At 36.5% G+C, this 13,740-nt stretch carries 14 protein-coding genes and 2 other annotated features; of the genes, 1 reads left to right on the forward strand and 13 read right to left on the reverse strand.

All coding sequences use genetic code 11. The features are described from left to right. Positions 1-80 precede the first annotated feature (80 nt). A complete protein-coding gene (locus tag BAU27_RS12480) occupies positions 81-698 on the forward strand; it encodes a TetR/AcrR family transcriptional regulator (RefSeq protein ID WP_071771033.1) in 618 nt (205 codons plus the stop codon). Positions 699-738: 40 nt separating this feature from the next. On the opposite strand, the gene BAU27_RS12485 is transcribed toward BAU27_RS12480, so the two are convergent. From BAU27_RS12485 to coaE, 13 genes are all read right to left on the reverse strand, one after another. Continuing rightward, complete coding sequence (locus tag BAU27_RS12485; RefSeq protein WP_000163562.1) at positions 739-1,824, reverse strand: M42 family metallopeptidase; 1,086 nt, start codon at positions 1,822-1,824, stop codon at positions 739-741. A gap of 69 nt (positions 1,825-1,893) precedes the next feature. Then, entirely contained in the window at positions 1,894-2,385 is a 492-nt protein-coding gene (locus tag BAU27_RS12490) for a dUTP diphosphatase (protein ID WP_000365057.1), read from the reverse strand. Positions 2,386-2,885: 500 nt separating this feature from the next. Continuing rightward, complete coding sequence (gene rplT / locus BAU27_RS12495) at positions 2,886-3,242, reverse strand: 50S ribosomal protein L20 (protein WP_001138362.1); 357 nt, start codon at positions 3,240-3,242, stop codon at positions 2,886-2,888. A gap of 38 nt (positions 3,243-3,280) precedes the next feature. Further along, complete coding sequence (gene rpmI, locus BAU27_RS12500) at positions 3,281-3,481, reverse strand: 50S ribosomal protein L35 (protein WP_001125945.1); 201 nt, start codon at positions 3,479-3,481, stop codon at positions 3,281-3,283. A gap of 21 nt (positions 3,482-3,502) precedes the next feature. Continuing rightward, positions 3,503-4,006: a translation initiation factor IF-3 gene (gene infC / locus BAU27_RS12505; RefSeq protein ID WP_000973214.1), complete on the reverse strand. Its 504-nt coding sequence runs from the start codon at positions 4,004-4,006 to the stop codon at positions 3,503-3,505. Positions 4,007-4,069: 63 nt separating this feature from the next. Continuing rightward, positions 4,070-4,190 (reverse strand) — a sequence feature (ribosomal protein L20 leader region). Positions 4,191-4,398: 208 nt separating this feature from the next. After that, positions 4,399-6,336, reverse strand: coding sequence for a threonine--tRNA ligase (thrS, locus tag BAU27_RS12515; protein ID WP_071748270.1), 1,938 nt, complete (start codon positions 6,334-6,336; stop codon positions 4,399-4,401). A 47-nt stretch (positions 6,337-6,383) separates the two neighbouring features. After that, positions 6,384-6,612, reverse strand: a binding site (T-box leader). A 31-nt stretch (positions 6,613-6,643) separates the two neighbouring features. Next, entirely contained in the window at positions 6,644-7,525 is an 882-nt protein-coding gene (gene ytxC, locus BAU27_RS12520) for a putative sporulation protein YtxC (RefSeq protein WP_071771035.1), read from the reverse strand. Between the two features lie 482 nt (positions 7,526-8,007). Continuing rightward, the gene (dnaI, locus tag BAU27_RS12525) at positions 8,008-8,946 is read right to left on the reverse strand and encodes a primosomal protein DnaI (protein ID WP_071748272.1); all 939 of its coding nucleotides are present in this window, start codon (positions 8,944-8,946) and stop codon (positions 8,008-8,010) included. A 33-nt stretch (positions 8,947-8,979) separates the two neighbouring features. After that, positions 8,980-10,386, reverse strand: coding sequence for a replication initiation and membrane attachment family protein (locus BAU27_RS12530; RefSeq protein ID WP_071748273.1), 1,407 nt, complete (start codon positions 10,384-10,386; stop codon positions 8,980-8,982). 152 nt (positions 10,387-10,538) lie between these two features. Beyond that, positions 10,539-11,000 carry a transcriptional regulator NrdR gene (gene nrdR, locus BAU27_RS12535; RefSeq protein ID WP_001203686.1) on the reverse strand — a complete coding sequence of 154 codons (462 nt, stop codon included), beginning with the start codon at positions 10,998-11,000 and terminating at the stop codon, positions 10,539-10,541. Positions 11,001-11,196: 196 nt separating this feature from the next. Beyond that, on the reverse strand, positions 11,197-11,580 hold the full coding sequence (gene speD / locus BAU27_RS12540; protein ID WP_002003660.1) for an adenosylmethionine decarboxylase: 384 nt from the start codon (positions 11,578-11,580) through the stop codon (positions 11,197-11,199). 388 nt (positions 11,581-11,968) lie between these two features. Further along, the gene (locus BAU27_RS12545; protein WP_071748274.1) at positions 11,969-12,997 is read right to left on the reverse strand and encodes a glyceraldehyde-3-phosphate dehydrogenase; all 1,029 of its coding nucleotides are present in this window, start codon (positions 12,995-12,997) and stop codon (positions 11,969-11,971) included. Positions 12,998-13,106: 109 nt separating this feature from the next. Continuing rightward, positions 13,107-13,709, reverse strand: coding sequence for a dephospho-CoA kinase (gene coaE / locus BAU27_RS12550; RefSeq protein ID WP_071771036.1), 603 nt, complete (start codon positions 13,707-13,709; stop codon positions 13,107-13,109). Between the last annotated feature and the right edge of the window lie 31 nt (positions 13,710-13,740).

The following is a 13,740-nucleotide window of genomic DNA, read 5'->3' on the forward strand; positions in this document are numbered from 1 at the left end:
TAAACCTATATGTTGTTTAAGCAACATTACACTATATATGTGTTGTTTAAGTTAAAAAAAATAAACGGGGTGAAGTAAAAATGTCTATTAAAAATACAAATGATCCACGTGTAAAACGAACGAGACAACTCATACAGGATGCTTTTGTCGCTTTAGTAGGCGAAAAGGGCTTCGAAAATGTAACTGTGCAACATATCGCGGAACGTGCTCCTGTAAATCGCGCTACATTTTATAGCCATTACCATGATAAATATGATTTATTAGACAAAAGCATTGAAGAAATGTTAGAGAGCTTAACGGAAGTAATTAAACCGAAAAATAAAAATAAAGAAGAGTTTCAACTTACATTTGATTCTCCAAATCCAACCTTTTTAGCTTTATTCGAACATATTGCAGCAAATGTAAATTTCTATAACGTTATGCTTGGTGATAAAGCAGCTGGAAATTTCTCTTATAAAATGATGAAAACAATCCAAACACATTTAACATTGAGTTTATCTATTTCACAGCCAGATGATGAAGAACTTATGGTTCCCCGTGATATTCTCATTAGTTACGTTACCGGTGCTCACATCGGAATGATTATGTCATGGTTAAAAAGAGGCATGATTTATACCCCTCATTTCATGGCAATGCAATTAACTCGCTTAATTATTTTAGGAGCTCATACTGCAGCAGGGTTAGAAAGACCATTTTAAAATGCAAAAAGCGAAGGAAAAAATCCCTTCGCTTTCTCTATTAATTAAAAGTAATGTTATGTACAGCCTCTTTATCAAGACGTTTAATAACTTCTACAATTAACTTCACTGCATTTTCATAGTCATCACGGTGTAACATTGCCGCATGCGAATGAATGTAGCGTGTCGCAATCGTAATTGCCATAGACGGAATACCGTTTACAGAAATGTGAATTGCTCCTGCATCTGTTCCCCCGCCCGCTACAGAATCATACTGATACGGAATTTGTAATTCATCAGCAACATCAACAACGAAATCACGTAAACCTGTATGGCCAATAACAGAAGCATCATATAAAATGATCTGCGGTCCATCGCCCATTTTACTTTGCGCTTCTTTTGACGTTACACCCGGTGTATCTCCAGCGATACCAACATCTACTGCGAATGCGATATCTGGTTTGATATAATTCGCAGATGTTTTTGCACCACGAAGACCAACCTCTTCTTGTACAGTTCCAACGCCGTATACAACGTTTGGATGTTTTTCATCTTTTAATTGTTTTAATACGTCAATTGCAATCGCACAACCGATTCGGTTATCCCATGCTTTTGCAAGTAACATCTTTTCGTTCTTCATTACTTGGAATTCAAAGTAAGGCACAACTTGATCCCCTGGTCTTACGCCCCACTCCATTGCCTCTTCTTGGCTAGAAGCACCAATATCGATGAACATGTCTTTAATGTCAACTGGCTTTTTACGAGCTTCTGGAGGTAAAATGTGCGGTGGTTTCGAGCCAATCACACCTGTTATATCTCCTTTACGCGTTACAATTGTTACGCGCTGTGCAAGCATAACTTGCGACCACCAGCCACCAACCGTTTGGAAACGAAGGAAGCCTTTGTCATCAATTTGCGTAAGCATAAAGCCAACTTCATCTAAATGACCTGCAACCATAATTTTCGGGCCATTTTCTTCCCCAACTTTTTTCGCAACTAAACTTCCTAAATTATCAGTAGAAAGTTCATCTGCAAACGGCTCAATATATTTCTTCATTACTTCACGTGGTTCGCGCTCATTACCCGCAATACCGCGTGCGTCTGTTAATTCTTTTAGCATTGTCAATGTCGCGTCTAATTTTGTCATTGCCAACACCCTCCTTTTTCTTCAGTCACTTTATTATACAAAAGGAAATTGAAATATTCAAAAATTAACTTAGTATCCTTGTGTTTGACGCTGATGATTTACTTCATTTTTGTCTAAATACGCTTTTTCAATCTCCTCTTGTTCAAACTCAAGTGCTTGTCCAAGTCGAAGGTAGCTTGTAAATAATTCAATATAGTTTGTAATAGATGGTTGATCTGTAAAACGAATCACTTTCGCATATGTGTCTAAGAAAATTTCCACTTGTGTTTTATTCGTTTGCGCACATTTATAGAATAAGAAGTTTTTATCAATTCCTAAATCGATTCCGATTGATAAGATAAAATGCAAACCATCTACGTATTCTTCTAATATTACTTCACGCTCTGATGCTGGTTTATTGCTCCAATATTTAAAACAACGTGTTTCATTTGCAAGTTCTCCAATTTCTACAAGTAGAGCTAACATTTTTTCTTTTAACAACTTTTTCGGTTGTAAGTCATGTTCTTTCACAATACGGTCATCTAATTCTTTTTGTAATTTAAATAGTTGTAGTAAGTCCATTCTATTGTCCTCCTCCAACATCGCATTTTATGCAACAATGTTGTTTCATCTCAAAGTTCATTATAATTTTTCAGTTCTTATTAACAAGTCAGCTACCTAACTCTTTATAAAATAGCTTGTCCTTAATTTGCAAATACGTTTCAATCATCGCTATTCGATTGTTCACCTCATTGGTGATGGCTAATACTTAGCCGAGGATAACACCCCACTGATTAAAGTTTTACTTTATCTGATGAAAGTTCCATATCATCTTTCCATTATAGCAGTGTCGTTTCCGCTAGGAAAGATACTCTTCTTTCCAAAGGAACATAAATAAAAAAAGCCAGGAGGATTCTCCCGACTTTATACACATATTCTTCTATATCACTATAGTTTTCGCATTGATTTTGTCATATCGATAACGATAATAAGTAAAGGATTTTGCAAATCATTGAATATTTGCAAGGAATGTAAATAAAAAAACCTTAGAAGAAAAATCTTCTAAGGTTTCAACTAATTAATTAGTTAATGTTGTTTTTTGCAACTGTTGCTAATTCAGCGAAAGCTTTTTCGTCATGAACAGCTAAGTCAGCAAGCATCTTGCGGTTAACTTCGATGCCAGCATTTTTAAGACCGTGCATTAAGCGGCTGTAAGAAAGACCATTCATACGAGCTGCTGCGTTGATACGTGTAATCCATAATTTACGGAAGTCACGTTTCTTTTGGCGGCGGTCACGGAATGCATACATTAGAGATTTCATAACCTGTTGGTTAGCAACCTTGAATAATGTATTTTTAGAACCGTAATAACCTTTTGCTAATTTTATTACTTTTTTACGACGTTGACGAGTAACTGTACCACCTTTTACTCTTGGCATAATATTACCTCCTAGTTTGTTCTATATATCAGCCGAACTTATTTTAAGTTGTCAAGCATTTGACGAATGCGTTTGAAGTCACCAGCGCTTACTACACCAGCTTTACGTAGTTTACGTTTAGCTTTTGTAGATTTGTTAGCGAATAAATGGCTTGTGTAAGCGTGAGAACGTTTCAGTTTACCTGATCCAGTCTTTTTGAAACGCTTTGCAGCGCCGCGATGAGTTTTTTGTTTAGGCATAGGTATTTCCTCCTCTATCTATTACTTATCGTTTTTCGGTGCTAAAACTAAGAACATACTACGTCCTTCCATTTTAGGCTTAGATTCAATTGTACTAACTTCAGCACAAGCTTCTGAGAAGCGATCTAAAACACGTTGACCGATTTCTTTATGAGTAATGGCACGTCCTTTAAAGCGAATTGACGCTTTAACCTTGTCGCCTTTCTCTAAAAACTTGATAGCATTACGAAGTTTTGTGTTAAAGTCGTGTTCATCAATTGTTGGACTTAAACGAACTTCTTTCATGCTGATTACTTTTTGATTTTTGCGCTGTTCTTTTTCTTTCTTCTGTTGCTCAAAGCGGAATTTACCGTAGTCCATAATGCGGCATACTGGCGGTTTCGCATTTGGAGCAACTAATACTAAATCAAGATTAAGATTTGCAGCTAAGTCTAAAGCGTCATTACGAGACTTGATTCCAAGTTGATCGCCATTTGCACCAACTAAACGTACTTCACGTGCACGAATTTGCTCGTTAATCATCATATCCTTGCTAATAGTAAGCCACCTCCAAGGTTTTTTCAGAATATGTTTTGTAATTGTAGAACCCGAACAAAAAAAGTGCGGGCATACGGCACCCACACTTGTAATATCTTAAGTAAGAAATACATTTACCTGCTAACTGCGAATGCGTCCATCAGGTGAGAAGCGGGTGCTTCTACTTGTTCCAAAACCATATTCTATTATCCTTGATGAGTTTATCATAGGACATGACGTCTGTCAAGAAGACGCGATGTGTTTTACTAACAACAAGAAATATTGTAACAAACAACTAACATACTTGCAATACTTTTTTATGATAAGTGTTACATGGTTATTTTTTCTAATTCTCTTTACTTATATTACATAGAAAAGCCGCGGTATACCGCGGCTCTTTCTTATCGTTTTCCTTCTACTTTAATCATGTCAACAAAAGCATCTAATGCAATTGTTTCTGATTTTTGTTCACCATATTTACGTACGTTTACGCCGTTTTCAGCCACTTCATTGTCACCTACTACAAGCATGTACGGGATTTTTTGCATTTGTGCTTCACGGATTTTGTAACCAATTTTCTCTTCACGAGTGTCTAATTCAACACGGATACCAGCACGTCGTAATTCATCTTGTACTTTCTTCGCATAGTCTAAATGCACTTGCGGAGAAACAGGAATTACTTGCGCCTGAACTGGAGCTAACCAAGTTGGGAATGCGCCTTTGTATTCTTCAATTAAGAAGGCTACGAAACGTTCCATAGTTGATACAACACCACGGTGGATTACAACTGGACGATGTTGTTTACCGTCTTCACCAACGTAAGTTAATTCAAAGCGTTCCGGAAGTAAGAAGTCTAATTGTACAGTTGAAAGTGTTTCGTCTTTTCCAAGAGCAGTACGAACTTGAACGTCAAGTTTTGGACCGTAGAATGCCGCTTCACCTTCAGCTTCATAGTAATCAAGACCCATTTCATCCATAGCTTCTTTTAACATACCTTGTGCTTTTTCCCACATCTCATCATCAGCATAATACTTTTTAGTATCTGCTGGGTCGCGATAAGATAGACGGAATGAATAGTTTTCTAAGCCGAAATCTTTGTACACTTCTAAAGTTAAGTTTACAACACGTTTTAACTCTTCTTTAATTTGATCTGGGCGAACGAAAATGTGCGCATCGTTTAAAGTCATTCCGCGTACACGTTGTAGTCCAGATAACGCACCTGACATTTCGTAACGGTGCATTGTTCCAAGTTCCGCAATACGGATTGGTAATTCACGATAGCTGTGAATATCATTTTTATAAACCATCATATGGTGAGGGCAGTTCATTGGACGAAGAACTAATTCTTCATTATCCATTTCCATTGATGGGAACATGCCGTCACGGTAGTGATTCCAGTGACCAGAAGTTTCATATAGCTCTCTGCTTCCTAGTACTGGAGTGTATACGTGATCATAACCTAAGCTTGCTTCTTTATCAACGATATAACGCTCGATAATGCGGCGAATTGTTGCACCTTTTGGTAACCAAAGCGGTAAACCTTGTCCTACTTTTTGGCTATTAGTAAATAGTTTTAATTCTTTACCTAATTTACGGTGATCGCGCTCTTTTGCTTCTTCAAGCATACGTAAGTGCTCATCTAATTCTGCTTTCTTAACGAATGCAGTACCGTAAATACGTTGTAACATTTTATTATTGCTATCGCCGCGCCAGTAAGCACCTGCAACGCTTAATAATTTAAATACTTTAATCTTTCCTGTAGATGGAAGGTGAACACCACGGCAAAGGTCGAAGAATTCGCCTTGCTCATAGATTGAAATAACTGCATCTTCTGGAAGATCGTTAATTAAATCTAATTTTAACTCATCGCCGATTTCTTCAAAGCGACGAAGCGCTTCTGCACGTGGTACTTCATGACGAACGATTTCTAAGTTCTCGTTCACGATTTTTTGCATTTCTTTTTCGATTTTCTTGAAGTCTTCAACTGTAATTGCTTCTTCCATATCAATATCGTAGTAGAAGCCATTTTCGATTACTGGACCAATGCCAAGCTCAAGCTTAACATCTTTATATAAACGTTTTAACGCTTGTGCTAAAAGGTGAGCTGTTGAATGGCGTAAAATATATAAGCCATCTTCAGAATCTAATGTAATAATAGAAACTGCACCATCTTCTTCGATTGGTGTAACAAGATCGATCATCTCATCGTTTAATTTTCCAGCCACAGCTTTTTTCTTTAAGCCTGGGCTAATAGAAGCTGCGATTTCTTCAGTTGTTACGCCTTTTGGAAACTCCTTCACAGCTCCATCAGGGAAAGTAATTTTAACTACATCTGCCATCACTGGTCACTCCTCTTTTTCTCAAAATAAAAAACACTCATCCCGTAAAAAGGGACGAGTGTTGAATTCGTGGTTCCACCCTTGTTCCAATTAACATGATTGTTAATTGCTCAAGTTCAACATAACGGTGTTGTCCGTTAGCAATTACTAGAAAAATCGTTCACTGCTAAAGTTTAGAGGTGGTAAGTAATAATCCCGTACTAGGAAGCTCACACCCTAAGGCTTCCCTCTCTGAAAATCGTAGATAACTACTCATGTCCTCATCATGACATTTCAATATATTTCATTTATGTAGGTAATTATATGCTCAAAAACTCAGAAAATCAAGGGCGTTACCTTTATTTTTAAAATTTTTCACATTGCGCTCAAACTCATGTAATCCATGTAATTGGACCCGTTCTTGAAATACATTTCGCAAAGTAACAATCATGTTATGATCTTGTTCTTTCGTATATAAGTAAATCTTTTTCGGCGAAATAGAAAGAAGCGGTGCAATTACTTTCGTATCAATATATACATCCTTTTGCTTTAATAATTCCTCATCTATATATTGGACCAACCTCTCCTGTTTTAAACGTCTACCTTTATCATCATAGAAAATAAAACTTTCATCGAAAATAAGATGCACACAGGACAACCGTGATTTCCGGCCACTTACTTGTTGACGAAGGGTCTCAATGAACATTTGATATTCTTGCTCCATTTTGTACTCATCAATTGCAACTTCAGCAAGTCTGGCTACCATTTCCCTATATGTACGAAGGCGAAAACGAACATATGATGAAAACGAGAATGAAAGCGGATCACAAAGCCAATCATTTAAAGATGACATAATATAGGTCTCAAACTTATGACGCGTTAAATCACGAGCCACTCCTTTTCTTCTTTCTTTTAATATCTCCTGTGCCATATGCAAGATTTGATGACACTCTTCTTGTTCTTCGTAAAAAAACTTTTCCTTTAAAATGGTATGAATCCATTCATTTTGTTTCACATTCATAATGAAATATAGTAGTACTGGCAATAAAATCTTTTCAATATAATTCGATTCACATAATGGTATATGAATAATAACCTTTTTCCCATCTAAATATATACTTGTTTCCTTGTATAAAGATTCCGTTCTTTTCTTTAGTTGTCTGTATACGTGCGCAGCATCATTTTTTTCTTCGAAGCAAATTTCAATCACTTTTGTCCCCCCTTTTATCCCCGCTCTAAAGGATTGCATCTATACGTTACAAATCCTATAAGAGTCCGATCTGTGGAAGTTCACTCTTAGTAGAAATATATCTCCCATCGTTAGAAAATCCACTCGATATGGCTTGCTAATTTTATATATATTAAGGGGGAGAGAAAAAAATGATACAAGCCACTATGAATTTTCAACAATTTGACCATTATGATAAAGTGAAACTTTAATCGGTCGGTTTTTTGTTCATCCCCACTGATTATCAGCCCTCACGAATTAGGATAAACGGACGGTTTTCAAATGTTTGAGTATATACATTATAAAAATTAAATCGAAAGGTTTCTTCTTCATATGTAAACCGCTTAAGAGTTACTACATTGTTATGAAGAAAGCGTTAGTTTTAGACACCTTGAATACTTTGATCTTATCTCCAAAAAATCATCACTATAACAAAAAAAGAGCAAGCTTCTCAGCTTGCTCTTTTACTTATGACGACGGTTCTTCCCACCAATTGGAATTGGCTTCGCTAAATATTTAATTCGTTCCATAATACGTGCTGCTTTCATTTGTTCTGCTTCACCGCGTTGTGTATACGTCAAATGATGTTCCAACTCCTTGAAATCAAAGTTAGACGTAAAGAACGTCGGTAAGTTTTCTAACATACGGAACTGCAAGATTGCGCCAAGCACATCATCACGCACAAAACTTGACATCGCTTCTGCTCCGATATCATCTAACATTAATACTTGTACCCGTTTAACTGCATCAATCTTTTCACCAATCGAATTATCTTGAATCGAACTTTTAATTTCACGTAGAAATTCAGGGAAGTATACGAGCATCGAACTAATTTTCTTTCGAGCAAGCTCATTTGCAATTGCGCCTAAAAGATACGTTTTCCCTACACCAAATTTACCGTACAAATATAAACCTTGTACTTTTTTACCCGGTTCGTATGTGTTTAAAAATTCATTCGCTGCACCTATTGCATCAATACGTGCATCTAACTCTGAAGGGTCTAAATTTTCCATAGTTGCCTGTAAAATGTCAGCTGGCATATATACACTTTGAACAAGTTTTTCATATTTTTTTCTCTCATCATACGCTACTTTTCTAATGCAACGATCGTATTGAATATCAATCATCTTACCTTGGATGACGAGCTTCGGCTCATATCCTTGTAGCATGTTTTTACATGACCCTAAATCCGGACAATCCGCACACCCTACACTTTGTCCAATATATTCATACAACTTCACAAGGCTACGCTCAATCATAGAAGTCGTTACTTCACCTTTATGTTCGTCTATAAATGCTTTCACACGCGGATGCGCCATCACTTCTGTCTTTAAGACTTCATATCTATTTTTAAAATTTTTATTTTCCATTAATTTCGTAAATGAATTTTGAATATGCTCCATTTCCTCACCTCAAAGAGCGTTCATTCTCTTTTATTAATCACGCTTATATTTTTTCAACACTTCTTCTAATCGCTTCCGTTCATCTTCTAACGAACTTGTATTTTTCTCAACACTCACGTCCGTTTTCACAGTTTCTTTCACTTCTTCTTTCGGCTCTTCTTTAAGCCAATCTGGCACCATTTCTCTTCGCACTGTTTTCTTCGCCGTACGACCTTTTTTCTTCGTCTCAGCCCACTCTTGATATTGACGGTTTTCTTCTTTCGCTAACGCCATCGCTTCAGCTACTGTACCGACCTTTTTTCGTGCCCAATGTCCAGCAATCTTCTCAACATACGTTTTCGCAAGTTTCATATCTGAGCGTAGCATAACATAATAAATAAGTACATTCACAACCCCTGGCGTTAACTTTTGGTTTATCATTACATCCTCAACAATTTGCAAGTCTGCTTTCGTTGCTTCTGCACCACCTGAAATTTCTTTCAATAGTTGTTTTGGCGATATTTCCTCTAACTGCTTCATTAGCATTTCTTCTTGCGTAGATGGCTCTTTCTCTTTCATAGTACGTGCAGCATGAGGTTGCACTCTTTCACTTAATACTGGTAATGCTTGACCATTTTCAAATTGATACCAATCACGAGCTCCTTTTCGAAGTCTTTCAATATCAATTGTTTGCACCTCTGTCACCGTACCAAGAACGATATTTTGCATTGATAACACATCCACACCATACACATAAGCAAGTGTAATGATACACTCTCGTACTTGATCTGTAATTGCCTTTTTAGGAACTAGCGCTGATAATCCTTCCATAAATAAAGAGAAATCAAAGAAATCATTCCAAACTTTCGGAACATCCCCCTTCTCGTTACTTGGCATAGTTGTCGTTTTGGGGATACGAAGTTCTTCTTGCGCATGCTCAAACTGACCTGGGTTAAATGAATCAAATACATCATTGAAGGAGCGCGTAACATTTTCATAAGAAGCAAAATCGAATTCTTCTTCTAAGAAATATTGCTTTACTTGGTTATATTTTGTCCGACTCAATCGATTGTATAAAAAGATACTTAAAACAATATCATCAAAAAACTGCTTCGGAGATAACGGTGGTTGCAACTCATATATAAACATTCGAATGTCTTTTTCTTTTTTAATATATACATTTAAAAGCCCAATCGCCTCTAACTTTACTCGTTCCTCATATATTTCAGGAAGTTGCATTTGCATGGTCACCATAAGGGAGTGATGTGTATTCTCTTTTCCAAATACACGATCTTGCTCAAGCTCCCCCCATAGCGTCATGTATAAGCTAAAAGCTCTACTACCTATTAACGGCTGATACAACATTGTTAAAACTTTCCGGTCGTAATTATGTAACAACCCTTTCGCACTTACCTTATAACGATCAATCGGCAATAGCTCCATCCATGACTGTTTTTCCATTCTTGCTTTCCCTTTCTCTCATCCAATCTAACCTATATTTCACTCGTTCATCTTTATTATATAATTTCTTAGCGAAAAAGAGCTATTAGCTTCCGCTTCTAGCTCTCTTATCTCATTTACTTACAGTATATAAAGAGAATATACTACACCTTCTACTCTCTCTCTTTTTGCAGTATATCTTTTAATTCTTCAATAAATACATTTAAATCTTTAAATTGACGATACACAGAAGCAAAACGTACATAAGCAACATCATCAATATCACGAAGTTCTTCCATAACAATTTCACCAATCATATCACTTTTCACTTCTGAAATACCTAAGTTACGAAGTTCACGCTCCACACTTTGTGTCACTTCTTCTAACTGCCTTAAAGATACAGGTCTTTTTTCACACGCTTTAATTAAACCGCGTAAAATCTTCTCTTTATTAAACTCTTCTCGTGTTCCTTCTTTTTTAACAACGATAAGAGGTGATTCTTCTACTCTTTCAAATGTTGTAAAGCGACTTAAACAGCTTTCACACTCTCTTCTTCTTCGAATAGAGCGCCCCTCGTCTACCGGACGCGAATCTAACACTCTTGTGCCATTATGAAAACAGGATGGACAACGCAATTCATTCACTCCTTTACACTATAATCTTTATTTTTTCGCTACTCACCTACATGTGAAAATATATATACAATATTATATAACTCATTCTTATACACTGACCACTCTAAGTTATTACATATCATGATCCTATTTTATATAAACTAAAAAAGAGGTGCATTATACACCTCTTTACATTTTAAATCAATTATGTTCTTTTTTAAAGAGCTTTTGTTTCTCTCTGCTTAATTTCGAAGCTACCAGTGCCTCGAGGAAGCTCGATGCTCTCACGCGTTTTCGCGTTTAAACCTTCTGCAATATATTCTGCAGCAACATTTGGATCAATACGATCCCCACAAGTATAAACATCAATACTTGCGTAACCGTGCTCCGGAAAGCTATGAATTGTTAAATGTGATTCCGAGATAATTACTACTCCACTTACACCTTGTGGTGCAAATTTATGAAAAGCAACCTCACGTACTTCAGCACCAGCTCTTAGTGCTGCATCCACAAATAATTGTTCAATATACGGCATGTCATTAAGCTTGTCGAAATCGCAATCCCAAAGTTCAGCGATCACGTGACGACCCATCGTATCCATAGTATCCATTCTACAGTTCCCCCTTGTAAATTTATTCTAACTGTTCGAATTGAAAACTAATTTGCAATTTGGCTTGCTCCACTACCACGGGGGAAAGTTAGTCCAGAGAGGTCCTAACCCTTTAAGTAGTGACTACGTACCTCAGCTCTTAAGTTTACGAGTGTTAGTATACTTTGTTTATTTTCATTTTGCAACAACAGTTTTTTCGATTTTCTGTCATATTTTCCTCTTTACTTTTCCCTAAAAAAAATTATTGATTCACAAATACAGTAATCCCAACGTTTCGTGGTATGTCCACTATTTGAAGATATACTCATATAATTTTTATCCTTTTCAGAAAAAAATAAAAAAAGAGGGCAAATTTCCACTTGCCCTCTCCCTCGTTCACTTAAATATGTTGCACATTTTTTTGTTTCGCTAATTCATCAACAACTAACGTTACAAGATCTACAACACGACGAGAGTAGCCCCACTCGTTATCATACCAAGCAAGTACTTTCACTTTACGATCACCCATTACCATTGTAGATAAACCATCAATAATAGCTGAGTGTGTATTTGTATTAAAGTCGATAGACACTAAAGGCTCTTCACTGAATTCTACAATTCCTTTTAACTCACCGTTTGCAACAGTTTTGAATGCTTCATTAATATCTTCAACTGTTACATCACGTTTTACATCTACTACTAAGTCAACAAGAGACACGTTTGGTGTTGGTACACGAAGTGCCATACCATGAAGTTTTCCATCTAAATGCGGAAGAACTTTTGCAAGCGCTTTCGCAGCACCCGTCGTTGTCGGAATGATTGACTGTCCGCAAGCACGTGCTCTTCTTAAATCTTTATGTGGGTTATCAATATTTTTTTGGTCATTTGTATAAGCGTGAACAGTTGTCATTAAACCGTTTTCAATTCCGAACTGCTCATCTAACACCTTTACAACAGGTGCTAAACAGTTTGTTGTACAAGATGCATTTGAAATAACGGTATGTTTTGTAATATCTAATTGATCTTCGTTCACACCAACTACAATTGTTACATCTTCATTTTTACCAGGCGCTGTTAAAATAACTTTTTTCGCTCCAGCTTCAACGTGAAGAATTGCTTTTTCTTTTGAATTAAATTTACCAGTTGCTTCAATTACAACTTCAACACCTAGATCTGTCCAAGGCAATTCCTTTGGATCACGGTTGTTTAAAAGACGAATCATTTTCCCATCTACTAATAAGTGATCTTCAAATGCTTCCACTGTTCCGGCAAACTTACCGTGTACTGTATCATATTTAATTAAATGTGCTAACGTTTCGGACGGATAGCTTGCATTGATTGCTACAATTTCGAATGCGCTTTCTTTTATTGCTTGACGAAACACCATTCTCCCAATACGTCCAAATCCATTAATTGCCACACGAGTCATAATATGTTATCCCCCTTGAATGCGTTATACTATTTATCTCTAATCCCAATAATAGTATAACACAAAAAGGAGGAATGTCACTAAGCATTTTCATTAATTTCACAATTTTTTAGTTAATAATGTTCCACTTCTTTAAAATCACCTGTAATTGTGTTTTCGTTCCCATAATTGTGCCATCATTATTTATCACTTCATCTGCACGCTTTACTTTTTCTTCTAATGGCATTTGAGATTGAATACGTGCCGTTGCTTCTTCTTCTGAAAAATTATTACGTTTCATTAAACGTTTTAATTGCGTACTCGGCATAACTGCTACAACTAAAACACAATCAACGAGATTTGTTAATTTACTTTCAAATAAAAGAGGGATGTCTAACACAACCGCTTGCATACCTTCTTTTATGTACATCTCCTTTTGCGCATTCATTTCTTCACGTACCGCAGGATGCACAATTTTGTTTAACTGCAATCGTTTTTCTTCATTATAAAAAACGACACTTCCTAATTTAGGTCGATCAAGCTCCCCATCTTCTTGTAACACTTCCGTTCCAAACACCTCTACAATTTTGTTATATGCTGGCTTTCCTCGTTCTACAACTTCTCGCGCAATAATATCAGCATCAATAACTGGTATATTTAGTTCACGAAACATTTCTGATACCGTACTTTTTCCGCTTGCAATGCCTCCCGTTAATCCAATTACTACTGTCATAATAATCCTCCTCATATTAAAAGGCGCGAAA

Origin of the sequence: Bacillus sp. NH11B (assembly GCF_001884205.1) — a bacterium.
GTDB classification, from domain to species: domain Bacteria; phylum Bacillota; class Bacilli; order Bacillales; family Bacillaceae_G; genus Bacillus_A; species Bacillus_A proteolyticus.

Bases quoted from the DNA above. Each gene is read 5' to 3' on its own strand.
- BAU27_RS12480 (WP_071771033.1), top strand. From the start codon at position 81: ATGTCTATTAAAAATACAAATGATCCACGTGTAAAACGAACGAGACAA.
- BAU27_RS12485 (WP_000163562.1), bottom strand. From the start codon at position 1,824: ATGACAAAATTAGACGCGACATTGACAATGCTAAAAGAATTAACAGAC.
- BAU27_RS12490 (WP_000365057.1), bottom strand. From the start codon at position 2,385: ATGGACTTACTACAACTATTTAAATTACAAAAAGAATTAGATGACCGT.
- rplT (WP_001138362.1), bottom strand. From the start codon at position 3,242: ATGCCAAGAGTAAAAGGTGGTACAGTTACTCGTCAACGTCGTAAAAAA.
- rpmI (WP_001125945.1), bottom strand. From the start codon at position 3,481: ATGCCTAAACAAAAAACTCATCGCGGCGCTGCAAAGCGTTTCAAAAAG.
- infC (WP_000973214.1), bottom strand. From the start codon at position 4,006: ATGATGATTAACGAGCAAATTCGTGCACGTGAAGTACGTTTAGTTGGT.
- thrS (WP_071748270.1), bottom strand. From the start codon at position 6,336: ATGGCAGATGTAGTTAAAATTACTTTCCCTGATGGAGCTGTGAAGGAG.
- dnaI (WP_071748272.1), bottom strand. From the start codon at position 8,946: ATGGAGCATATTCAAAATTCATTTACGAAATTAATGGAAAATAAAAAT.
- BAU27_RS12530 (WP_071748273.1), bottom strand. From the start codon at position 10,386: ATGGAAAAACAGTCATGGATGGAGCTATTGCCGATTGATCGTTATAAG.
- speD (WP_002003660.1), bottom strand. From the start codon at position 11,580: ATGGATACGATGGGTCGTCACGTGATCGCTGAACTTTGGGATTGCGAT.
- BAU27_RS12545 (WP_071748274.1), bottom strand. From the start codon at position 12,997: ATGACTCGTGTGGCAATTAATGGATTTGGACGTATTGGGAGAATGGTG.
- coaE (WP_071771036.1), bottom strand. From the start codon at position 13,709: ATGACAGTAGTAATTGGATTAACGGGAGGCATTGCAAGCGGAAAAAGT.